This is a genomic window from Deltaproteobacteria bacterium, from assembly GCA_026712905.1.
Classification (GTDB): domain Bacteria; phylum Desulfobacterota; class Binatia; order UBA9968; family JAJDTQ01; genus JAJDTQ01.
The window spans coordinates 1-22610 of sequence record JAPOPM010000211.1 but is presented as its reverse complement, the minus strand read 5'-3'; the positions used below and the strand labels follow the sequence as shown (position 1 = coordinate 22610).

Genomic DNA, 22610 nt, shown 5'->3' with positions numbered 1-22610 from the left:
TTCCCACGGTGCCGTCCCCATGTGGTCCCTGAGCCCGGCCGAGATCGAGGCCCTGCGCCTGAGCGTGCGCATCGCCGCCTGGAGCACGGTGGTCACCCTGCCCCTGGCGGTGCTGGCCGCGCACGTGCTGGCGCGCTACCGCTTCTGGGGCAAGGAGATTCTCAACGGCCTGTTGCACATGCCGCTGGTGCTGCCGCCGGTGGTCACCGGGTACCTCTTGCTGCTGCTGCTGGGGCGCCGCGGCCTGGTGGGGGCGTGGCTGGAAGAGACCTTCGGACTGGTCTTCGCCTTCCGCTGGACCGGGGCCGTGGTGGCGGCGGCGGTGGTGGCCTTTCCCTTGATGGTGCGGCCCATCCGGCTCTCCCTGGAAGCCGTCGACCAGCGCCTGGAGTCCGCCGCAAGGACCTTGGGAGCGAACCGTGTCTGGACCTGGCTCACGGTGACGCTGCCGTTGAGCCTGCCGGGCATGGTGGCGGGCGCGATCCTGGGCTTCACGCGGAGCCTGGGGGAGTTCGGCGCCACCATCACGTTCGTCTCCAACATCCCCGGAGAGACGCAGACGTTGTCGCTGGCGGTCCATTCCGCGCTGCAGGTGCCCGGCGGCGAGACCGGTGCCCTGCGTCTCACCCTAGTCATCGTGGCGGTCACCATCGTCGCGCTGGTGGCCTCGGAGATGCTCGGCCGTTATGTTGCCCGGAAGACGCGGGGGTACACGGCAAATGCTTGAAGTGGACGTGGAGCGCCGCCTCGGGGACTTCCGCATCGAGGCCCGGTTCCGCAGCGACCGTGGCGTCACCGCCTTGTTCGGCCGTTCCGGCGCGGGCAAGACCTCTATCGTGAACATGGTGAGCGGGCTCCTGAAGCCCGATCGCGGGCGGATCGAGGTGGACGGCCACGTGCTGTTCGACAGCGCCGGCGGCATCGACCTGCCGCCCTGGAAGCGGCGCATCGGCTACGTGTTCCAGGAGGGCCGCCTGTTCCCCCACCTGACGGTACGGCGGAACTTGTTGTACGGCCTGCGCTTCGCCCCCGCCGCCGAGCGCTACCTGACCATCGAACAGGTGGTCGCGCTGCTGGACCTGAGCGCGCTGCTGCCGCGCCGGCCGTGGTCCCTCTCCGGCGGCGAGAAGCAGCGCGTGGCCGTGGGCCGGGCGCTCCTGAGCAACCCACGGGTGCTGTTGATGGACGAGCCGCTGGCGTCTCTCGACGTCCTCATGAAGCGGGAGATCCTTCCCTACGTCGAGCGGCTCGACGAAATGGGCATTCCGATTCTCTACGTGAGCCACTCGCTGGACGAGGTGTCGCGCCTGGCGCGCAACCTGGTCCTCGTGTCCGCGGGGCGGGTTGCGGCCGCGGGCGAAGTGGACGAGATCCTGAACCGGCTGGAGCTGTGGTCGCCGGAGGACGAAACCGAGACCGGCACCATGTTGACCACCCGGGTCGCGCGCCACGACGCCGAGGCCGGCATCACGCATCTCGAATTCCGCGGCGGCGAGTTGCGCGTGCCGCTGGCGGAGATCCCCGAAGGGGTGGCCGTGCGCGTGTGGATCCGCGCGCGCGACGTCGGCGTGGCCACGGAGCGGCCGCGCGGGCTGAGCCTGCGCAACGTGCTCAGGGGGACCCTGGTGGAGATCGGTGGGGACCGTGCCGACGCCGGCCCCGTGACCGAGCTCAGGGTGCGCATCGGCGACACGACGCTCACCGCGCTGGTGACGCGGGGGGCGGTGCGCGAGTTGGCGCTGGCGCCGGGCCAGGAGGTCTACGCCCTCATCAAGAGCGCCAACCTCGACCGCCGGCAACTCAGCCTGGTGGCGGCCATGGCCGGCCCGGATCGGACACTCGTGTGAATACCGGATCTCGAAGCACCTTCTCGTCGCTGCGCAACCGGGATTTCCGCTACCTGTGGGCCGGCACCTGTTTCCTGAGCGGCGGGTTGTGGATTCAGCAAGTGACCCTGGGCTGGGCCACGTACGAGATGACGGGGTCATCCATATTGCTGGGGGCGATCAACGGCCTGCGTTTCGTGCCGTTCCTGTTCTTCAGTCCGCTGGCCGGCGTGGCAGCGGACCGCACGGACCGGCGCCGGCTCATGATGAGCACCCAGTGGTGTGTGCTGCTCACCGCGCTGAGCATGGGCGTGGTGGTGAGCCTGGGCCTGTTGCAGGTGTGGCACCTGTTCGCCTTCACGCTGGTGACCGGCGTGGTGTGGTCCTTCAGCGAGCCGGTGCGGCAGGCGCTCATCCCCGACGTGGTGCCGCGGGCGGAGCTGATGAACGCCGTGGCGCTCAACTCCGCGGCCTTCAACCTCACCAAGGTCATCGGCCCCAGCGTGGGTGGCGTGCTCATCGTCGCGTTCGGGCTGGCGGGCAACTTCTACATCCAGAGCGCCACGTACCTCTTCGTGCTGTGGATGATCTACCGGATGCATGTGCCCGAGCGGATCAGCGAGGCGGCGGCTTCTTCGGTTCTGAGCAACCTGCGCGAGGGCATCCGCTACGTGTGGTCCGACCCGGTGGTGTTCGCGGTCATGGCCACGGCCATGATCCCGCGCCTCTTCGCCATGCCCTACCAGGCGCTCTTGCCCATCTTCCAGAAGGACGTGCTGCAGGTGGGCGCGGACGGCCTTGGCCTCATGATGGCCGCGCCGGGCCTGGGCGCCATGCTGGCCATGCTGAGCGTCGCCCACTACGCCAGCCGGGTGAACCGGCCCGGGCTGCTGATGCTTGCGGCGCTGGTGCTCCAGGGGGTCTTCCTCGCCCTGTTCGCCCTGGTCCGTACGCTGACGCTGGCGCTGGCGACCTTGGTCGTCGTGGGCGGATTCCAGGTGCTGTTCATGTCCGTCTCCAACATGGTGCTGCACATGACCGTGCCGGACCAACTGCGCGGCCGGGTCATGAGCATCTACATGCTCGACCGCGGCATCACCCCCGCCGGAGCCCTGCTCGCCGGCGTCAGCGCCCACTTCATCGGCGCCCCTTACACCGTCCTGGGCATGGGCGCCCTCGTACTCGCGCTGGCCGCCGTGGTGATCCTGTTCCTGCCGGGCCTGAGGAAGGTGCGCGCCTGAACGGACAACGTTTCTCAAGAGGAGGAGGCGACGAGAATCATTGCGATCGGTGAAAAAAGGTGCAAAACGGAGAGTCTGAGTCATGTCGCGATACCCTGCATTGATCGACGGGAGAAAAGGGGCCTATGGCGTTACGTTCCCCGACCTCCCAGGCATTGTCGCCATGGGGAAGTCCATAGACGAGGCGATGCTCAATGCCGAAGAAGCGCTCCGCGACTACGCGATCGAAACGGAGAAGGATGACGGGGCGCTCATTACGCCGAGCGATCCGGAGCGGGTGGAACCGGAAGGCGGGCAGACCTTGGTGTCCATCCCACTGATCCGACTCTCGGGACGGAGCGTTCGCAGGCATATGACCCTCGACGAGGGAGTCGCCGCGTTCATCGACAGTGAGGCGCGAAGGCGCGGTATGACCCGTACCGCCTATGTCGAGTGGATGGCGCGCCGCGTTGCCGAGATGGGCGGCTGATCCGCCCAAGCGCTTGCGCTGCGCCATGGGCCGAGGATGAATAGAAGAATGACGCCACACAATGGCACATGGGTCGATCTCGACCGGGGCATCGTCAGCCGGGAGATCTTCGTTGACGAGGGCATCTATCGCTCCGAGCTGGAGCGGATCTTCGCGCGCGCGTGGCTCTTCGTGGGGCACGAGAGCCAGATCCCCGAGGCCGGCGACTTCTTTCTTTCCCGCATGGGGGACGAGTCGGTCATCCTGACGCGCGATCCGCAGAGCCGGATCCACGTGCTGCTCAACACCTGCCGGCACAGGGGCATGAAGGTGTGCCGTTACGACCAGGGCAACACCTCGGTGTTCACCTGCCCGTACCACGGTTGGAGCTACTCCACCGACGGCGGCCTGGTGAAGACGCCCGGGGACCTCTATGGCGTGCCGCAGTACCGCGCGGGCTACGGCGAACAGCTCGACAAGTCCGAGTGGGGGCTGATCCACGCGGCGCGGATAGAGCTGTACAAGGGGACCGTCTGGGCCGCCTGGGACGCGTCCGCGCCGTCCTTCGAAGAGTACCTGGGAGGAATGCGCCTGTACCTGGACGCGCTTCTGGACGCGCGGGACGGCGGCGAGGGCGGCTCGGAGGTGCTCGGCGGGGTGGTCAAGTGGCGCATGCCGTGCAACTGGAAGTTCGCCGCCGAGAACTTCGCCTGGGACACCTATCACAGCCCCACCACGCACAAGTCGGCGGAGATCGCCGGGGTCGGGCCGGGGGGCGAGGGCCAGGAGCGACACGGCTCGGCGCACCGCAACCAGGCCAGGCGGTTCACCAGCGGGCTGATGGCGTTTCCCGCCCTGGGGCATGCCACCATCACGGGGCCGCCGGAGGTGGGCGCCGAGGCGTGGTTCCCCGAGTTCCCCAACGACCCGGCGGTGGCGGAGTACTTCGAGGCGGTGGAGGCCAGGCGGCGCGAGCGGCAGAAGGGCAAGGTCACCGTCACCCCCGGCAACGGCAGCATCTTTCCCAACACCTCGTTCCATCCCTGGTTCCCGCGCACCATGGTGGTGTGGCATCCGCTGGGCGCGGGGCGGACCGAGGCGTGGCGCTGGTACCTCGTGGACCGGGACGCCCCCTGGGAGGTCAAGGACCTGCTGCGCCGCTACTACATGCGCTTTTCCGGCCCCGCGGGCATGGTGGAGTCCGACGACATGGACAACTGGGTCTACGCCACCGAGGCCAGCCGGGGCACGATCGCGCGCCGCTACCCCTACAACTACGGCATGGGGCTGGGGTTCGCGCAGCCCGTGGAGAACCTGCCGGACGCGGTGACCGTCAAGGCGTCCTTTTCCGAGGAAGGCGCCCGGGCGTTCTACCGGCGCTGGTCGGAGCTGATGAATGACCGGCCGTAGGATCAAATCGGCGGGAGAGACGGCTCCGCGCGGGTTGCCGCCGGCGACGCCGCCGGGCAATGCGTCGCCGGACGGCGGAACTCCGGCCGCGGACCGTGCCGGGAAAGGCCTCGCCTACCTGCTGCTTGCTCAGGAGGTACACGAGTTCCTGTGCGCCGAGGCGGACCTGCTGGACGAGCGCCGCTACGAGGAGTGGCTCGACCTCCTGACCGAGGATGTCTCCTACTGGGCGCCCATGCGCCGGAACGTCCAGTTCGGCCACTGGGACACGGAGAACACCCGCCAGGGCCGGGACATGAACTGGTTCGACGAGGGCAAGAGCACCCTGCGGCTGCGCATCAAGCAGATCGCCACCGGAGTGCACTGGGTGGAGGAGCCCGCGCCGCGGGTCTCCCGGCTGATCACCAACGTCCACGGCATCCGCGCCACCCCGAGCCTGGAAGACCCCGAGGAGGTCGGCGTCAAGTACCGCGTGCTGATCTACCGCAACAAGCTCGAGGACAGCACCGACGTCTTCGCCGGCAAGCGCGAGGACGTGCTGTGCAAGGTGGACGGCCGGTGGAGGATCCGCAAGCGCGTCATGCTGCTGGACCAGAGCGTGCTGCTGGCCGCCACCATGCCGTTCGTGCTGTGAGGAGCTGACCGCCGGCCCATCCACGGGAACGGGCAGGGCACGACACTAGGTCAGACGTCGATGAAAAGCTCGCGCAGGTCGGGCCGGCGCGAGATCAGCCCCTGGGCCATGGAGTAGTCCAGGAACTTCTCCAACCCCTTGCGGTTGGCGTCGAGGCCGTGGGGCCAGGGATCGGGGCCGAGAACCTCCGCGGTGCCGTCCACGTACTCGGAGAACCACGGCAGCACCCCGGCCGTGCTCACTCTCTCGAGCCGCTTGAAGAAGGCTTCCTTCTCCTTCCTGAGCACCCGCTCCACCTTGCGCGCGATCCCGGGCCCCTTCTCCAGGTGCTTCTCCCCGAGGGCCATCAGGTGCATGAGCGGGATGACGCCGTGCTTGCGGTAGTATTTCCGCTCCCGCTCCACGGCGTCGGGAAAGAGGCAGCGCACGGCGCCGTCGGGCACCGGCGGCCTGGTCAGGTGCGCGTAGATCACCGCGTCGAGCTTCTTCTCCAGGAGCCAGTCGAAGAGCCGCGCTTCCCCGCCCGCGTTCTCCACCTTGCCGGCGAGTTCCCGGGGCAGCCTGACCCGCTCCACCCGTCCGGTGACCCAGTGGATGTCCTCCGGCTTGACGCCGTAGTCGTCCTGCAGGATGCCGCGAATCCACACCGCCGCGGTCATGTGATAGTCCGGCACCCCCACGCGCTTGCCCTTGAGCTGCTCTCCGCTCACCAGCCTGCTGCCCCGGCGCACGAACAGCGCCGAGTGGCGGAAGCGCCGGGAGGTGAAGATCGGCAACGCCTTGTAGGCGCGCCAGCCCTGCTCCCGCATCATCGTGTAACTCGACAGCGAAAGCTCGGTGACGTCGTAGCGCGGCGACTTCAGCACCCGCCGGAACAGCTTGTTCGGCGGGTCCACGTAGTGCCAGCGAATGTCCAGCCCGTACGCTTGGTGGCGCCCGCTCGTGAGCGCGCCGAAGAACGGGTAGTCGTTGCTGGCCACGGTGAGGGGGGTGAGACCGGGATCGTTCGTTGATGGTTTGTCGGCCAAGTCCTTCTCCTTCCGGGGCGGGCTAGTGTGGTGTCTCACAAATACGCTTATGAATCTGCGGGTCCTTTTGGCCGTCGGCTGCGTTGCTCTTCCTCGCGTGGTACCCGCCACTGCTCGTCATCGCGCCTTGCCGACGACCAAAATGCCCTCGCAGATTCATAAGCGTATTTGTGAGACACCACACTAGCGGATCGCATTCGGGTTTCGGTGAGCGACTTGCGTCACCAGTGTGTCAAAGAAGTCCCCGAACGGGCGTGAGGTCCCAACGATTGCCGGCGATGAACCGAAGTTGACCTTGACGAGTACGAAATCTTCGATGGTCCCGGTAGTCCAGGACGGCGGTCTCCTGCCGGACAGGGATGTCAGCCGGTCGAAAATGATGTCGGACCACTTCGCGTGATGTTTGGTGGATACCGTGTCCTGTCCAATATCGAAGACCATGACATAGCCGATGGCTATTTCGGGAGAATGAAGTTGCGCGTTCGCCGCTTCTCCAATCAGATCGTCGACCCTGTTCGGAACCGTCCCGGGAATGTTTTTGAGGATGGATTTCAGGGAAATGCCGAGGCGAAACTTCCCGTCGTACTCCCACGCGACATCCCATTGCTTTTCTCTTCCCGCACCGGGTATAGCCACTTCCTTCTCGACATCTTTCAAACCGCGGCGTTCGAGTTCCTGAACGCAATAGTCGGCGAGCGTTTGGAGCCGGAGGGTGGACGTGGTCCTGCCTTCGACAACCGCAATACGGTAAAGGTCCTGGACCGCCTCGTCGAGGGAGATCATGCTCGCGGTTCGTCTTGGCAGGTGGCAGGGCAGTGTTATCCCATCACGGCTTTCTTCCTTGACGGGACGGCTTCGGTGGGGATTTCGCCGGACGTAACCCTTACGTCCTTCAACAGGTCACTGGTCTGATTCCGGAGCCGGCTCAGAGCAGCCTTCATGTATACAGGATCGATTTCGATACCTATGCTGTTCCGGCCGCAACCGGCGGCCGCAATCTGGGTCGAGGCTGTTCCTGTAAACGGATCGAGCACTGTATCCCCTACAAAGCTGAACATGCGGATCAACCGCTCGGCCAGCTCCACCGGGTAGGGTGCCGGGTGGGTCCGTGTCGAGGTGCCTTGAACATCGGTCCAGACCTGACGGAAGAGCTTCTGGAAGTAATCCTTGGGAAGCAGACTCAGGATCCTCGCCGCTGTCGAAGGTTTGCGATAGCCCCCGGGCTTCCTCTGCATGAGGATGAACTCGACGTCGTTCTTGAGGACCGCGTTGGGCTCGTAGGGCTTTCCCAGAAATCCGCCCCCGCCCCGATCGACCTCGTAGGCTGCGTTGGCGATCTTGCTCCAGATTATAGGCGCCAGATTGTCGAATCCGAGTCTGCGACAGCGCTCTTGTATGGAGGCGTGCAGGGGCACCACCGTATGCCGCCCGGAGTTCTTGCGTCTGGAGAGACACACATCGCCCACGACGCAGACGAGACGTCCACCGGGAATCAACGCCCGGTGGCAGATACGCCAAACTGCGTCCAGTTGGTCGAGAAATTCGTCATAGTCCTCGATCCAACCCAATTGGCCCGCGGTGCGGCGGTATTCCTTGAGCGTCCAGTAAGGCGGCGACGTCACTACCAAATGGACCGATTCGGCCGGAAAATCGGCGGCGCGGGCGTCGCCCAACAATAGCTCGTGGCGCGTGGGGACACGGCGCATCGCGGCTTCGAGCGCCGTCATGGAGGCGGAGTCTTTCGCAAGCCGCGGGAGGTCCCGTGCAGGATCCTTCAGGATACGAAGTGCATCGGGAATAAAGGCGTCGAGATGGTCTTGGGGGGACATTAGGCCTCTCCTGGCGACCAGAATATCCTACCTGATCTCACGGCAAAGGCAACGGCCTGAGCATGGGGGCGCTGTACGAGAGTTCTTGTCAGCAGGAAGTCGATCCCTCCACGTATCTCACGGGAAGTGTTGGTTAGAGGTTGGGTTCACGCGGGCGGGCTGGTCGACGCCGTGTTTGTATCTGATGAAGAAGGGAACCCGCTGCAGCGCACCTCGTCGCCGATGTCGAACCGCATCAGGTCTTCGCCCAGTACCAGCGGCCCGCTGTAGGCGGTGCGGGTGGCCGGGATCAGGTCGGCGTCGGTGGCTTCGCCGAAGAGGAGGATGTGGTTGTAGACGGCGAGCCGGGGGCGGGTGCGCGTGAACACCTTGCCGGCGTCTTCCGGCGTCGTGTGGTTGCGGCGGATGCGTTCCAGGTTGGAGCGCTCCAGGCCCTCGCCCATGCCGTGGGTGACCTCGTGGACCAACAGGTCCACGTCCTGCGAGTGGGCCATGAGGTTCTCGTTGAAGGTGGTGTCGCCGGACAGCACCGCGGAGCGGCTGTTGCAGTCGATGCGGTAGCCGAAGGCGTCGAGCTGCTCGCCGCCGTGATCGACCCTGAAAGCGGTGACGCGGACGCCGCCCGACTCGAAGACCACGCCCTCTTCGATCTCGGTGGATTCGAGCTTCACGCCGTCGGCGTTGTAGCTGTGGCTGCGCACGCGGATGTCGGTGGCGAACGCCAGGGGCAGGTGTTCGGCCATCTGGTTCGTGCCCTCGGGTCCCCACACCTTGAGCGGCACGGTGCGCCGGCCCCAGGGCCGTCCGATCCAGCCGGTGAGCCATAGATCGGTGAAACCCACCACGTGGTCCGAGTGATGATGGGTCAGGAACATGCCCGTGATGTCGCCGAAGGGAATCCCGAGTTGGTGCAGCCGTTGCAACGCGCCGCGCCCCGCGTCGAACAGGAACTTCTCGCCCCCTGCCTCCACGAGCGTGCTCGGCCCGAAGCGGTGGAGCACGGGCGGCGGCGCCCCGGTGCCCAGAAGGGTCACGCGAAAGACATCGTTGGATTTATCTTCCATGCCGGCTCCCTACCGATCCGCCCGGATGCGGCTTAGTGGGCACTTCCGATCCGGCCCGTAGGCTCCTCGTCTCAGGAGGTAGTGACATGGCCAAAACCGAGTACCTTAGCCTCTCGAAACGCATTATCGACCGTCTGTCGGTCGATGACAAGGACACCGTGTTCTGGGACCGTGACCTTCCCGGATTCGGCATCCGGGTCCATCCCTCGGGCGCCAAGGTCTACGTCGTGCAGACGCGTGTCTTCGGCCGCTCCAAGCGCGTCACCGTGGGCCGCCACGGCGAGCTTTCCGCCGACCAGGCCCGCAAGGAAGCCGCCCGGATCATTGGCCGCATCAAGGCGGGCGAGTCTGCACCCTTGGCGGAACCTTCCGCCGCCCCCGACGGTCGCAGACCTGGCCGAACGCTACCAGCGCGAGTACGTGGCCATGCACTGCAAGCCCTTGACCGTGTCCCACTACGGTCTCATGCTCCGCAAGCACATCGTGCCGACGCTGGGAAAGCTTCTGGTTTCAGAGGTCGAGCGCAAGCACATCATGGCGTTTCAGGACGGTCTGAGGGACATGCCCACGGTGGCGAACCGGGCCGTGGAAATCCTTGTCAAGATGTTCAACCTGGCCGATGCGTGGGGATGGCGTCCTTCGGGCAAGAACCCGTGCCGTTTCGTACGCCGCTACAAGGTCGAGAAGCACCACGAGCGGTTCCTGACCCCCGAGGAACTCTACCGGCTCGGTCGGGCGCTGGCGACGCGCTCGCCGCCTCGGACTATGTCCCAGTGGTGACCAAGAGCTGCGCACGTTCGGCGACGACGCGGCGCGCCCCGCCTACATCGTCAACGAGCGCGGCGTCGGCTACCGCATGGCCCGGCCCGGCGAGAACGACTGAGTCGCCGGTCCGGACAGGGATGACCGCGAGGCCCTCGCGGCGGCAATCCATCGCCGCCCCAGCGATGGCATCGCGATGCCCGCCGGGCCCCGACACCGGCTGGGACAGGGGCAGCTTTCAGAGTTCCGGCAGGGGCCGACCCTACTCGGCCGGGCCTTCGCGCGCGGGTGTGTCTTCGAACCCGTCAAGCTCCCGTGCGAGCCGCGCGACCGCGGGTCCCGCCCGCGCAAGGGCCGGTCCGGGATCGGCGCGGGATTCGGCGTGAATGAGTTCCGCGATGCACGCGCCAAGAACCGCCATGCCGGCGGCGTCGAGACCCCGCGTGGTCGCCGCGGCGACGCCCAGGCGCAGCCCGGTCCACTTCGAGGGATTGCGCGCGTCGAACGGCACCGGGTTCCGGTTGGAGGTGATGCCGGCCCTGGCGAGCGCGGTCTCCGCTTGGCTTCCGAGGAGCCCCACCGAGGCAAGATCGAGCAGCACCATGTGGGTGTCGGTGCCGCCGCCGACGATACCGAGGCCGCGGTCGGCGAGCGCGGCGGCAAGAGTCCGCGCGTTCTCGACGACGCGCCGCCCGTAGTCCCTGAACTCCGGGCGAAGCGCCTCGCCCAGGCACACCGCCTTGGCGGCGAGCACGTTCGAATGGAGGCTCCCCTGGACGCCGGGGAACACGGCGGACTGGATGCGCTTGGCGAACGCGTCCGAGTGCGCGAGGATGACGCCGCCCCTGGGGCCGCGCAGGGTCTTGGTCGTGGTGCAGGTCACGATGTCGGCGTGCGGCAGGGGCGAGGCGTGCACGCCCGCCGCAACCAGACCCGCGATATGGGCCATGTCGACCAAGAGCCGGGCTTCGACGGCTTCGGCGATTCGGCCCATGCGTTCGAAGTCGATCGCCCGCGGATAGGCCGAGCCGCCGGCGATCAGCAGCGCCGGGCGCACCTCGCGGGCGCGGGCCTTTATCGCGTCGTAGTCGAGCAGACCAGTCTCCCGGTCCACGCCGTAGTGATGGGAGTCGAACCAGCGCCCCGAGAGGTTGGCTCCGGCGCCGTGGCTGAGATGCCCGCCCGCCGCCAGGTCCAGGCTCAGGATACGGTCTCCGGGGCGCAGCAACACGAAGAACACGGCCTGGTTCGCCTGCGTGCCGGAGTGTGGCTGAACGTTGGCATAGGCTGCGCCGAAGAGGTCCTTTGCGCGCTCGACGGCGAGGCGCTCGACAATGTCGACATGCTCGCCGCCGCCGTGGAAGCGGTTTCCAGGATAGCCCTCCAGCGTCTTGTTCCCGATCTCGTGGCCGAGCGCCTCGCGCACTGCCCGGCTCATGACGTTCTCGGATGCGATGAGCTCGATCTGTTCGCGCTGGCGGCGCGTCTCGCCGTCGAGCGCTTCCGCCACCGCCGGATCGGTGTCGGCAAGGGAACGCCGGGCATGGGCGGCGGGACTGTCGTTCGCGTGCATGGGCGATCTCATCCGGTACCGGAACGCAGGCATGGCCGCCTTGCCGCGAGGGTCAAGACAACCATGAGTGTATTATCCCGAGACCTGCAGGGACGCAACCGCCAGATATTCCAGCGAGACAGTCTCAGGATGTCTTCTTCCAGAGGTTCTGCGAACACCTGATGGAGGCCGACGGGATCGACGCTGCGGATCTCGATCCTCCCCTTGTCGATGCCGGTTCGGCAAGGGCGAAGTTTCGCCTCCGGGCGTGATGGGGCCTGAATCTCGGTCGCGTGACGCCGGAAGGCGAGGGAACCGCGGTATTCGTTTCTTCGTATGGTCCGGGACGGCGGTTTCGTGGTAGCCTCACCATGAGGGTGAACGGGATCGAAGGGGTCGTTCGCCGGAATCAGCACCTTACGATGAATACGTCGGTGTCCATGGAAACGCCGTCCGGCAAGGCCGCGGCGGATGAGAATTTCCCGGTGGGCTCGTGGCTCTTGCCGGCGCGCCTGCGCCCGCATATCGCCATCTTCTACGCCTACGCCCGTGCCATCGACGACATCGCCGACAACCCGGCCCTGTCGCCCGCCGACAAGATCGCGCGGCTCGAGTGTTTCGCCGACGCGGTTACCGGCGCCGGTGCGCCGGACCCGGCTTTCCGCAAGGCGCACGCGATCCGGCGCAGCTTGGCCGAGACCGGTGTGACGCCCCGGCACTGCGTGGACCTGACCCGGGCGTTCAAGCAGGACGCGGTCAAGCTGCGCTACGACGACTGGGACGATCTCATGGGTTACTGCGACCTGTCGGCGGCGCCGGTGGGCCGCTACCTGGTGGATCTGCACGGCGAGTCGCCCGCGGCTTACCCGGCCTCCGATGCCCTGTGCAACGCCCTGCAGGTGCTCAACCATCTGCAGGACTGCGGTGACGATTACAGGACATTGAACCGTGTCTACCTGCCGCGGGAGTGGATGTCGTCGGCGGGCGCGGATGTCGAAGCTCTCGCTCATGGGGCGGCCGGCGCGCCGCTGCGGCGGGTGCTGGACCGCTGCCTCGACTACACGGACCGCCTCCTGGAAACCGCGGACGCGCTGCCGGGGCACCTGCGCAACCTGCGTTTCGCCATGGAGGCCGCGGTCATCGTCGCCATCGCATGGAGGCTCGGCGCGGAACTGCGCCGGCGCGATCCGCTGGCCGAAAGGGTGGTGTTGACCAAGGCCCAGTACGCGGCGTGTTGCGCGCGCGGCATCGGCCGGGTGCTGTTCGAACGGGCCTTGCGGCGGCACCGCGCGCCGAAGCCGCCTCGTTCCGGCACGCGCGGGGGTGAGGATTCGTCGGATGCCGGAGGGTAGACCCACGGCGGGCGTGGCGGCCGCGGCGGAACGGCCCGCGGAGCCGTGGACCCATGTCCACCGGGTGGTGGCACGCTCGGGCACGTCGTTCCTGTGGGGCATGCGCGTGCTGCCGGCGGAGCGCCGTCGCGCCATGTACGCCATCTACGCGTTCTGCCGCGAGGTGGACGACGTGGCCGACGAACCGGGGGACAGCGCGGAGAAGAGGCGCGGATTGGCGGCGTGGCGGGAAGAGATCGCGCGGCTCTACGCGGGCGAACCGCGGTGGCTGACGACCAGGGCGCTGCTGCAACCCGTGCAACGCTACGACCTGCCGCGGGAGGAGTTCCTCGCCGTCATCGACGGCGTGGAGACCGACACGGCGCCGGCGGTCCGGATGGGGACCCTGGAGGACCTGCTGCGCTATTGCCGCAAGGTGGCCGGCGCCGTGGGGATGCTCTCCATCCACGCGTTCGGCGTGCCTCGGGACCCGGGATACCAGATCGCCGAGACCCTCGGGAACGCCGTGCAGATCACCAACATCCTGCGCGACGTGAAGGAAGACGCGGCCGAGGAGCGCCTCTACGTCCCCCTGGACCTGATGGAGCGGCACGGCGTGCCGGAGAGTCCCCTGAGCGCGGTGTGCGACCAGCCGGGTTTCGCGGCGGCGTGCGCGGAGCTGGCGGGGATCGCGCGCGACCACTACGCCGGCACCGAGCGGTTGCTGGCCCGCCTCGGGCGCCGCCAGATCCGCCCCATCGTGCTCATGATGGCGGTCTATCGAGAGACGCTCCGGCGCCTGGAGGTGCGGGGCTGGACACACCTGGAGCGGCCCGTGCGGCTGGGCAAGCCGCGCAAGCTGTGGCTCGCGTTGCGCTACGGCCTTCTCTGACCCGCCTTCTTCGTGGCTCTGACCTATGTCATCGGCGCCGGCGTGGCCGGCCTTTCCGCCGCCGTTTCGCTGGCCCGGGCGGGGCGCGCCGTGACCCTGTACGAAGCCAGCGGGCAGGCCGGCGGCCGCTGCCGTTCCTACTTCGACGACAGGCTCGGGTGCGCCATCGACAACGGCAACCATCTCCTGCTCACCGGCAACCGCTCCACCATGGGTTACCTGGCGGACATCGGTGCCGCCGATGAGCTGGTGGGGCCGGCGCAGGCGTGTTTCCCGTTCCTGGACCTGCGCACCGGCGAGCGCTGGCGCCTGCGCCCCAACGCCGGGCGGCTGCCCTGGTGGATTCTCGACCCGCGCCGGCGCGTGCCCGGCACGCGCGCGTCCGAGTACCTTTCCGGCCTCCGTATCGCGCTGGCGGGCGCGGAGCGTACCGTGACCGACTGCCTGGGCGACCACGGTCCCCTGTTCGAACGGTTCTGGGAACCGTTGGCCGTGGCCGCGCTCAACAGCCCGGCACGGACCGGCGCCGCGCGCCTGCTGTGGCCGGTGTTGCGCGAGACCTTCGCCAAGGGAGAGGCCGCCTGCCGGCCGCGCATCGCCCGCACCGGCCTCTCCGGAACGTTCGTGGGCCCGGCGCTGGAGCTGTTGCGCCGGCGCGGCGCCGCTGTCCGGTTCGGCACCCGGTTGCGCGCCATAGCCGGCGAGGGCGGCGCGGCGCACAGCCTGGACTTCGGCACCGAGGCGGTGGCCTTGAAGGACGGCGACAGCGTGGTCCTGGCGCTGCCGCCCCACGCCGCGGCGAACCTGATACCGGGCCTCGCCGTCCCCGACGAGAGCCACGCCATCGTCAACGCCCACTTCCGATTGCCCGAGGGCGGCGGCCTCCCCTCTGACCTGCCGTTCCTCGGGCTCGTCGGCGGGACGGCGCAATGGCTGTTCGTCCGCGGCGACGTCGCGTCCATCACCATCAGCGCGGCCGACGGCATGGTCGACGAGGACGCCGACGCCATCGCCCGCAAGACATGGCGCGACGTCGCCGCCGCCCTGGGGCGCCCCTTGTGGCCGCTGCCGCCGTACAGGGTCGTCAAGGAGAAACGCGCGACGTTCGCGCAGACGCCCGCGCAGGTGAAGCTCCGCCCGGGGACCCGGAGCCGGTTCCCGAATGTGTATCTGGCGGGGGACTGGATCGACACCGGACTGCCCGCCACCATCGAAAGCGCCGTGCGCGCGGGCCACATGGCCGCGCGTGCCATCGGCGGCGCCGTTCCGTAGCGACCGGAAGATTGACCCTCGGGTGCCGGTGCTGCATAGTGAATTCGACATGGGCCAAGAGACTGCACTGCCGGATCGGAGGGAATCAGTGGCCAAACGACCCTTGCGAGTCATCCTGGCGCAGCCTAGAGGCTTCTGCGCCGGCGTGGTCCGGGCGGTGGACATCGTGGAGCGCGCGCTTGAGATCTACGGCGCCCCGGTCTACGTGCGGCACGAGATCGTCCACAACAAGCACGTGGTGGAGGGCTTGCGCGAGAAGGGAGCGCGCTTCGTCGAGAAGGTCTCCGACATTCCGAAGGGCGCGGTCACGGTGTTCAGCGCCCACGGCGTCGCCCGCAAGGTGGAGGATGCGGCGGACGGGCGCGGCCTCCAGGTCATCGACGCCACCTGTCCGCTGGTGAGCAAGGTCCACGTCGAGGCACAGCGCTACGCGCGGCAGGGCCATGAGGTGGTGCTCATCGGCCACGCCGGCCACCCGGAGGTCGAGGGCACCATGGGGCAGGTACCGGGCACGGTGCACCTGGTGTCCAATCTCGAGGACGTGGCGGAGCTGAGCCCCGCCGATTCGGCGAAGCTCTCCTACGTGACGCAGACCACCCTCAGCGTGGATGATACCCGCGAGATCATCGCGGCCCTGAAGTCCCGTTTCCCCGAGATCCGCGGGCCGGACGTGAAGGACATCTGCTACGCGACCCAGAACCGGCAGACCGCCGTGCGGCTCCTGGCGTCGGAGTCCGACGTGATCCTGGTCATCGGCGCGGACTACAGCTCCAACTCGAACCGTCTGCGGGAGATCGGCGAGGAGGTCGGAACCGTCAGCTACCTCATCCCGGACGCCACGGGCCTCGATCCGGCTTGGCTGGAAGGCGTTGAATCCGTGGGGATCACCGCCGGCGCATCGGCGCCCGAGGATCTGGTGCAGGGATTGGTGGACCGGCTCCGCGAAGCGTTCGACGTCACCCTGACGAGCCTCGACGGCATCGAAGAGAACGTGACCTTCAAGCTGCCGCGGGAACTGGCCGTCGAGTCGCCCTCTCCGGCGTGATCACTTCCTGCGAGTGTCAGAGGGGCCGTTACCTGTCAGAAGTGGTAGGTGACGCCCATCTCGACGAAGCTGTCGCGCCGGGTTTCGTAGTAGTTCAAATCGTCCTTGTCCACGGCGACGAAGAAGGTTCCCGCGACCTCCAGGGACCACCGGTCGGTCAGCCGCCGGGTCAGCTCGAGGCCGAGCGAGCGGGTGGCGTGGTCGAGGTCCCATAGTGCGCTCACGGTGATCTGGGTGCCTTCCACGTCGTTCAAGCCCAGCCGGACGGCGGCGAAGGCTTCGTTGTTGAAGACGTGGGGTGCGTCGTCGCCACGGCCGTCGTAGGTCCATTCCACCAGCAGCCCCAGGTCCGCGTTCGAGTCGAAGACCGCGTTGAACGTGTATTCGCCACCCGCCACGAAGGCCGCGTAGTCCTGCTCCCGTCCCATTCCGTTTGATGCGCCGGCGCGGTGAATGACTTCGAGCTTCAGCAGCCAGGATTCGATGGTGAGCTGGGCGTCCAAGCCGAACTGCCGGATCTGCTCGTAGTGCTGGACCAGCAGCAGTTCGCCCCTCTTGTCCAACCGGGGCAACACACAGGCCAGACAGGCCTCCCGGCTGGTGCCGTCGAAGACGGTCAAGCCGAAGTCGAGGAGGCCGGCGCTTCGGCTGTACCGGGCCGCGAGGTCCACGTGCCACTCCTTGGCGGCGCTCTCGTAGGAGACATGCTCGTCGTCCACCACGAACCGGGAACGCAGCCGGCCCGACCGGCCCGGAAAGGTGCGCTCCCGGTGGTACGTCAGGGCGAACAGCTCCAGCGCGCCCCACTCGCCGGCCCAGGTGACATGGGCCATGGGCTGGCCGAGCTTGCTCTCTTCGTTGGGGTGCTCGACCAGGTCGGTCTGGTTGACGATGTCCACCAGGTGGCGCGACTCGGCGACGCCCCAGAACACGCGGTCGACGCCGAGGCGCAGCTCCCATTCGCCTTCACCGGCCTCGCCGAAGATCAGGAAGTAGCCCTCGCGCAGGTCGGCATGGGTACGGCCGGCGTCCCCGGCGTCGTAGCGAAAGAACGGCTTCACGGTGAGGCTGCGGCCCTCGTCGTCCTCGACGTAGAGTTTCGGCTCGACGACGAACCCGGAGTTGTAGGAATCCTGGCCCGCGTGGGCGTTGTCCTGGTAGAACCACCGGCCCTCCGCGGCGATGCGCCCGGACAGTTCGCTGTGGGCGATCTCGAGGGCCCCGGCGGCTCCGGCGGCAAGCACCGTCGCGGCGAACCCGGCGAGGACCAGGGCCGCCGTGAGCCTGCATCGGCCGGCTCGCATCAACGGATCCGTTTCAGCCCCGTGCGGGAGAAGTCGCGGTCATCGAGATCGGTGCCGAACTTGTAATCGGCCCATTCGAGCAGCGTGCTCTTGCCGGTGAGGTGATTGACCATGGTCATCAGGCCGGCCTGCCAGAAACGGCCCAGATACTGCTCGTACTTCTCCAGCGTGAGAGTCTTCAGGTGGGCGTTCTTGCGGTCGAAGTACTCCACCTTCCACACCCGCAGCTCGTCCTTGTCCTGCCACACGAGCTGCCGCTTGTAGCCGGACCGCTTCTCGGTCGGGAACCGCTCGGACACCGTGCAGGTCATGTCGCCGCAGGGCTCGTCGCGCAGGTACTTGTAGGTGAACCGCTCCACCTCCTGGACGCTCATGTCCTCGTAGGCGAACTCGCTGCCCATGAAGGAGCCCGAGCGGTTGGACGAGCTGATGCGCTTCACCCGCTTGAGGGCCGGCAGGTAGAGCCACTGGTCGTCCGCCTTGGTGAGGTGGCCGTGGATCAGGAACGCCGTGCCCTTCACGTCCCGCGGCTCGTCGAACACGAACAGGCTCTTGTCGCCGTCGCCGGGCACTTCGAGGACCTTGATGCGCACCTGACGCACGCTTTGCTGCCCCTGCTTGTTGCGCAGGGTCATGGTCTGGCGCGCCGTGAAGTTGCCGAAGCCCTTCCCGCGCGCGCGCGCTTCGTTGGCGATGCGGAGCCCCTTCTCCTCCGGGGTCTCCGAGTGCGCCGCCGGCGGTCCGGCGAGCGACAGCAGGAAAGCGAAACAGGCCACGGACGACACCCAAGAAACGTGAATCATTGTTCTCTCCTGTCAATAGTCATCAGCAGAGCGGGAAGAAGCAGGAAGTCGCCCACGAGCGCGAACACGAGGGTGATCGTCACCAGAAGGCCAAGGGCCCAACTGAGCTCGAACCCGGATGACGAGAACACCAGCAGCCCCGCGCACAGGACGGCGGTGGTGGTCCACAGCGCGTGACCGACGGTGCGAAAGACCGAGCGCACGGCCTCTGCCGTAGCGAGGCCTTGCCGGCGGGCCTTCAGATACTCGGTCAGAAAGTGAATCGTGTCGTCCACGATGATGCCGAACGAGACGGCAACCACCACCGAGGAGGCAATGCCCACGTAGCCGACGAGATAGCCCCACAGGCCGAAGCTCATGGCCGCGGGAATGAAATTGGGCAAGAGACTGACGAGGCCGAGGCGCACGCTCCTGAAAACCCCCATCAGGATGAACGAGATGAGCGCCATGGCGATGATGGTGCCGCCCAGCATGCTGGTGATGTTTCGTCGGGAAAGGTGTGCGAAGATGATGCTGAGCCCCGTCGCCGGAGTGGCAAACCGAGGGGCATTGGCGCGAAGCCATTCCTGAGCCCGCGCATCGAGCTCGCGTAGCTCCCGAGACGACGTGCTGTCGACCACGACGGTCATGCGGGTGGCGGATTTGGCGACGTCGATGCGGTCGTTGAGGTCGCTGCCGAACGGGAGCGAGAGCTCGTAGAGCAACAGGTATTGCGCGGCGAGCTCCGGATCGTCCGGCAACCGGTGGAAGGCCGGATCGTCGCCATGCAAGTTCTTGTTCAGCCGTTTCATGATGTCCGGAAACGCCTGCACGTGGCTTACCTCCGGCTGCTCCCGGTACCAGTCGGCGAATGCATCCACGGCGCGCAGATATTCCGGTTCGGTGATGCCGCCGTCGCGCTCCGCCTTCAGCGAGTACTCCAGCGTAATCAAGCTGGTCAGATTTTCGATGACGAAGTCCGTATGGCGCCGGAACTCGTAGCGCTCATCGAAATACCGCGTCCAGTTATCGGTCAGCTCGTTGCGGGGAATGCCCGCGGCGAGGGCCACCGCGAGAAGGGTGACGAACCAGAGCAGGAACCTGCGGCGCGCGACAACGAAGGCGCCGAAGCGGTCGAAGAACGCCGGCAGCTCGGAGCGGACCGGGCGCGCGCGCAACGGCAGGATCGAGAGCATTGCCGGCAGGAGGGTCATGGAATAGACGAAGGCGCACGCGACGCCGAACGCCACGAGATTGCCCAGCAGGTGAAATGGTGGCGAATCCGAGGCATTCAGGCTGAGAAACCCGATGGCGGTGGTGATGGCGGTGAGGAACACCGGATAGGCGTTGACGTGGAGCGATTCGGCAATGGCCGCATTCCTGTCCATGCCGCGGCTCATGCCCAACAAGGCGGCGGTGACGACGTGGACCGAATGCGCCACGGCAACCGTCATGACGATGATCGGTACGCCCGAACTGGTCGGGCTCAACACCGCGCCGATCCAGCCCGCGAACCCCATGGTCGTGCCGATGGCGAACACAAGCACGACAACGATGGGCACGGTGCCCCATATCGAGCGCAGGAGAAGGGCCGCCGCGGCCACGATGATCAGAAACACCAGGGGCGTGAGGGTCTCGATATCCTCTTTCGTGGTGTCGGCGAAGGCGCGGTCCATGACGATAAGGCCGGTCAGGTAGTAGGCGATGTCCGGATGGGTCGCCCGGGCCTTGTCGAGGACGGCGTTGAGATAATCGGTGGCTTCCACGAACGCGACGTCCGAATTTTCAGGCAGGACGAAATTGATTACCAACCCGCCCACGCGCCCGTCACGGGAAACCAGACGTCCGGCAATATCGACGGCGTTCAGCGCGGTCTTCTCGACCTGCGCCACGTCGGCATCGCTGAGCGACCGCGCGTCGTCGACCAGCGGCTCGACGATCAGATCGTCGCCTTCCGCTCTACTGTGTGTGTAGTTGGTAAGCGAGTCGACCCGGCTGGAATGGGGCGCTTCCCACCCCGCGGCGGTGAGTTCCTCGATGGCGCCGAGGGCCTCGCGCGTGAACACCGATCCCTCCCTCGGCGCCACGGCGACCAGAGCCGCATGGGATACGGCGTAGGTGCTCTCCAGAGCGTCGAAGGCGGCGAGTTCCGGATTGCCCTCGCCGAACATGATCCGGTAGTCGTTGGTGACGCGGAGGAAGCGGGCGCCCGCGGCCATGGCCAGCATGAGCAGCGTTGCGAGCGCAATCACCCACCATCGATGGCGCAGCACGGCGGCGACGTAGCGGTCCAAAAGTACGGAAATCATCGGCTTAGCTAAACGAGTATGGTGGAAACCGTACTCGTCCTTCTACAAACAGCCTGCCACAGCCGAATATTGATGTGAAGCCTCCAATCCGTTCCACAACTCCTGTGTCCGCCGAGTTTGACATTCCCTTCAAACCGTTTTGGTGGTACGTTACGCTGTTAGCTGTGTTTCGTGTACGAGGTCTTTATACCGGTTGCAGGACGGCCTGCGACAGATGATCGATCGACATTATAGGCGGAAAGTGGGTATGGCAGAACTGGACCTGAGAGCCGACGGCGGCGGGAGAAGGCCACCGAAGTGCTGAACCCCCCGTCAGCATATGTCGACGGCTACGCCAAAGCGTGCGCCGTCGACCGCGAGGCTGCGGACAACTACATCGCCCACACCCGTATAGGCGACCCGGTCATGGACGAGGTCGTGGAAGAGATGGCGTCGTTGCCTCCGGAACAGATCCACGAGTTGATTCGAGCGGGGATGGAGGAGGATCGCGACGGTTTGCGCAATGCGCCGCGATCGTTGCGCGACTTCTTCATTGACGCACCGCAGCCTGACCCGGACTGGCTTGATCGCGACGCTTTCGGCCCGGGCATCCGTGCCTTTCAAAAAAACTCGGTGCTCGTCCTTTCGGCTTTCGTCACGGGTGTGCTGATTGACGGGTTTTCCACCCTGATAAGCAAGTCTTTCGTGGAGACCGGGCGCATATTCGATAACGGGGTGTGGCGGCTCAAGCAGAACAACCGTCACCAGATGGAGATATTCCTTCCCGGCGGGCTGGAACGGTACGGCGAGGGCTGGAAACTGTCGGTTCGCATCCGGTTCGTGCACGCGCAGGTCCGGCGGCTGCTGGGACAGACCGCGGAATGGGACCACGACGTCTGCGGCGTGCCGATCAGCGCCGCGCACCTGGGCTACGCGGTCGCGTGTTTCGCGGCGCGCACCGTCAAACACTCGGAGTCGCTGGGAGCCCGTTACACCACCGAGGAGCGCGCCGGTTTCCACGATGTCTGGCGCTACTCCGGTTATCTCATGGGGATCCCCGAGACCATCCTCTTTGCCGACGAGAGCCACGCACTGCACCTGTACCGGATCGGTTCCCTTTGCGAGCCTCCTCCTACCGAGGATGCGATCATCATGACCAATGCGTTGATCAACTCCGCGCCGCTGGTGGCGAACATCACTGATCCGGAAGAACGGCGTCAGTTGGTGACGAACGTCATCTACCCCATTTCGCGGGCGCTGGTGGGCAACAAGCTCGCCGATCAGTTGAACTTCCCCAGGAAGGGTGGAATGCCTTTCCCTCTGCTCGCTTACCGCATCGACCAGCGCCTTCAGAGGTTGAAGGCGTGGTACCGAAAGGAAAGGGCCCGAAATTTCTCGACGCTTCTTGAGGCCTCGGCCTATGACGACGCCGGCGTGAGCTACCGGCTGCCCGACCACCCCCACGACGAGCGGTCCAGCAAGTGGTGAGCGGTGGCTCCACCGGACCGGCTCGTGTCGATCAGCCCGCCATCTTCCTCCGGCAACCGCGGCTTCGCCGGAGGCCCGCGCGGCCCACCCCCTCCCCCGCCCCTGGAGCCCCCCCAGCCGCCGGCGCCCGCCGCGCGCGGGGCGGGTCGTTTGTTTTTTTTTTTCTGTTGATATGCATAAGGGTGGGGGGGGGGGGGGGGGAGAGGGGTTGGGGGGGGCCCCCCCACTTGGTACATCGAGCAGGGTCCCCAGGATCTGCTTCGCGAGAAGTACGGCCTGACCGCGGACGGGATCCATCGGCAGGGGGAGGGGGTGGGCGCGCCGGGCTCCGGGGGAGCCGCGGGTGGCCGGGGGAGATTGGGGGGGGGTGGGCACCAGGCCGGGCCGGGGGGGCCCCGGCCACCCCCTCGCCGG

20 protein-coding genes are annotated in these 22610 nt (G+C 66.8%); 12 read left to right on the top strand and 8 right to left on the bottom strand.

What is annotated here, in order from left to right; all coding sequences use genetic code 11:
* The first annotated feature begins 19 nt into the window (after positions 1–19).
* From modB to OXF11_17410, 6 genes are all read left to right on the top strand, one after another.
* A complete protein-coding gene (gene modB, locus OXF11_17435) occupies positions 20–727 on the top strand; it encodes a molybdate ABC transporter permease subunit (GenBank protein ID MCY4488882.1) in 708 nt (235 codons plus the stop codon).
* A complete protein-coding gene (gene modC, locus OXF11_17430; protein MCY4488881.1) occupies positions 720–1847 on the top strand; it encodes a molybdenum ABC transporter ATP-binding protein in 1128 nt (375 codons plus the stop codon). Before modB ends, modC begins: the two co-directional genes overlap by 8 nt.
* Complete coding sequence (locus OXF11_17425; protein MCY4488880.1) at positions 1844–3067, top strand: MFS transporter; 1224 nt, start codon at positions 1844–1846, stop codon at positions 3065–3067. The genes modC and OXF11_17425 overlap by 4 nt, the downstream gene beginning before the upstream one ends.
* Before the next feature lie 82 nt (positions 3068–3149).
* Entirely contained in the window at positions 3150–3536 is a 387-nt protein-coding gene (locus tag OXF11_17420; protein MCY4488879.1) for a type II toxin-antitoxin system HicB family antitoxin, read from the top strand.
* A gap of 48 nt (positions 3537–3584) precedes the next feature.
* Positions 3585–4925, top strand: coding sequence for an aromatic ring-hydroxylating dioxygenase subunit alpha (locus OXF11_17415; protein MCY4488878.1), 1341 nt, complete (start codon positions 3585–3587; stop codon positions 4923–4925).
* Complete coding sequence (locus OXF11_17410; GenBank protein ID MCY4488877.1) at positions 4912–5559, top strand: 3-phenylpropionate/cinnamic acid dioxygenase subunit beta; 648 nt, start codon at positions 4912–4914, stop codon at positions 5557–5559. Before OXF11_17415 ends, OXF11_17410 begins: the two co-directional genes overlap by 14 nt.
* A gap of 50 nt (positions 5560–5609) precedes the next feature.
* On the opposite strand, the gene OXF11_17405 is transcribed toward OXF11_17410, so the two are convergent.
* The 4 genes from OXF11_17405 to OXF11_17390 form a co-directional block, all read right to left on the bottom strand.
* Positions 5610–6587 (bottom strand): PhnD/SsuA/transferrin family substrate-binding protein, encoded by a 978-nt coding sequence (locus OXF11_17405; GenBank protein ID MCY4488876.1) that lies wholly within the window; start codon positions 6585–6587, stop codon positions 5610–5612.
* 183 nt (positions 6588–6770) lie between these two features.
* Positions 6771–7370, bottom strand: a complete 600-nt coding sequence (locus OXF11_17400) for a hypothetical protein (protein MCY4488875.1) — start codon at positions 7368–7370, stop codon at positions 6771–6773.
* A 35-nt stretch (positions 7371–7405) separates the two neighbouring features.
* A complete protein-coding gene (locus OXF11_17395) occupies positions 7406–8314 on the bottom strand; it encodes a site-specific DNA-methyltransferase (GenBank protein MCY4488874.1) in 909 nt (302 codons plus the stop codon).
* 248 nt (positions 8315–8562) lie between these two features.
* A complete protein-coding gene (locus tag OXF11_17390) occupies positions 8563–9480 on the bottom strand; it encodes an MBL fold metallo-hydrolase (GenBank protein ID MCY4488873.1) in 918 nt (305 codons plus the stop codon).
* A 324-nt stretch (positions 9481–9804) separates the two neighbouring features.
* Here OXF11_17390 and OXF11_17385 point away from each other — a divergent pair, with 324 nt between their 5' ends.
* Complete coding sequence (locus OXF11_17385; protein ID MCY4488872.1) at positions 9805–10260, top strand: hypothetical protein; 456 nt, start codon at positions 9805–9807, stop codon at positions 10258–10260.
* Positions 10261–10504: 244 nt separating this feature from the next.
* Here OXF11_17385 and OXF11_17380 read toward each other — a convergent pair whose 3' ends face one another.
* The gene (locus OXF11_17380; protein ID MCY4488871.1) at positions 10505–11815 is read right to left on the bottom strand and encodes a serine hydroxymethyltransferase; all 1311 of its coding nucleotides are present in this window, start codon (positions 11813–11815) and stop codon (positions 10505–10507) included.
* Between the two features lie 419 nt (positions 11816–12234).
* Here OXF11_17380 and hpnC point away from each other — a divergent pair, with 419 nt between their 5' ends.
* From hpnC to ispH, 4 genes are all read left to right on the top strand, one after another.
* Complete coding sequence (hpnC, locus tag OXF11_17375; protein MCY4488870.1) at positions 12235–13146, top strand: squalene synthase HpnC; 912 nt, start codon at positions 12235–12237, stop codon at positions 13144–13146.
* Positions 13133–14017, top strand: a complete 885-nt coding sequence (gene hpnD / locus OXF11_17370) for a presqualene diphosphate synthase HpnD (protein MCY4488869.1) — start codon at positions 13133–13135, stop codon at positions 14015–14017. The genes hpnC and hpnD overlap by 14 nt, the downstream gene beginning before the upstream one ends.
* A 12-nt stretch (positions 14018–14029) precedes the next feature.
* The gene (hpnE, locus tag OXF11_17365; protein ID MCY4488868.1) at positions 14030–15289 is read left to right on the top strand and encodes a hydroxysqualene dehydroxylase HpnE; all 1260 of its coding nucleotides are present in this window, start codon (positions 14030–14032) and stop codon (positions 15287–15289) included.
* 88 nt (positions 15290–15377) lie between these two features.
* Complete coding sequence (gene ispH, locus OXF11_17360; GenBank protein MCY4488867.1) at positions 15378–16334, top strand: 4-hydroxy-3-methylbut-2-enyl diphosphate reductase; 957 nt, start codon at positions 15378–15380, stop codon at positions 16332–16334.
* A gap of 35 nt (positions 16335–16369) precedes the next feature.
* Here the strand turns inward: ispH and OXF11_17355 are convergent, their stop codons facing one another.
* Genes OXF11_17355 through OXF11_17345 form a run of 3 tightly spaced genes read right to left on the bottom strand, consistent with a single transcriptional unit; the run spans position 16370 to position 20729 of the window.
* A complete protein-coding gene (locus OXF11_17355; GenBank protein MCY4488866.1) occupies positions 16370–17638 on the bottom strand; it encodes a hypothetical protein in 1269 nt (422 codons plus the stop codon).
* Entirely contained in the window at positions 17638–18441 is an 804-nt protein-coding gene (locus tag OXF11_17350) for an outer membrane lipoprotein-sorting protein (protein ID MCY4488865.1), read from the bottom strand. Before OXF11_17350 ends, OXF11_17355 begins: the two co-directional genes overlap by 1 nt.
* Positions 18438–20729 (bottom strand): MMPL family transporter, encoded by a 2292-nt coding sequence (locus tag OXF11_17345; protein ID MCY4488864.1) that lies wholly within the window; start codon positions 20727–20729, stop codon positions 18438–18440. Before OXF11_17345 ends, OXF11_17350 begins: the two co-directional genes overlap by 4 nt.
* 297 nt (positions 20730–21026) lie before the next feature.
* Between OXF11_17345 and OXF11_17340 the strand changes: the two genes are divergently transcribed.
* Positions 21027–22196 carry an oxygenase MpaB family protein gene (locus OXF11_17340; protein MCY4488863.1) on the top strand — a complete coding sequence of 390 codons (1170 nt, stop codon included), beginning with the start codon at positions 21027–21029 and terminating at the stop codon, positions 22194–22196.
* The last annotated feature ends 414 nt before the right edge of the window (positions 22197–22610 follow it).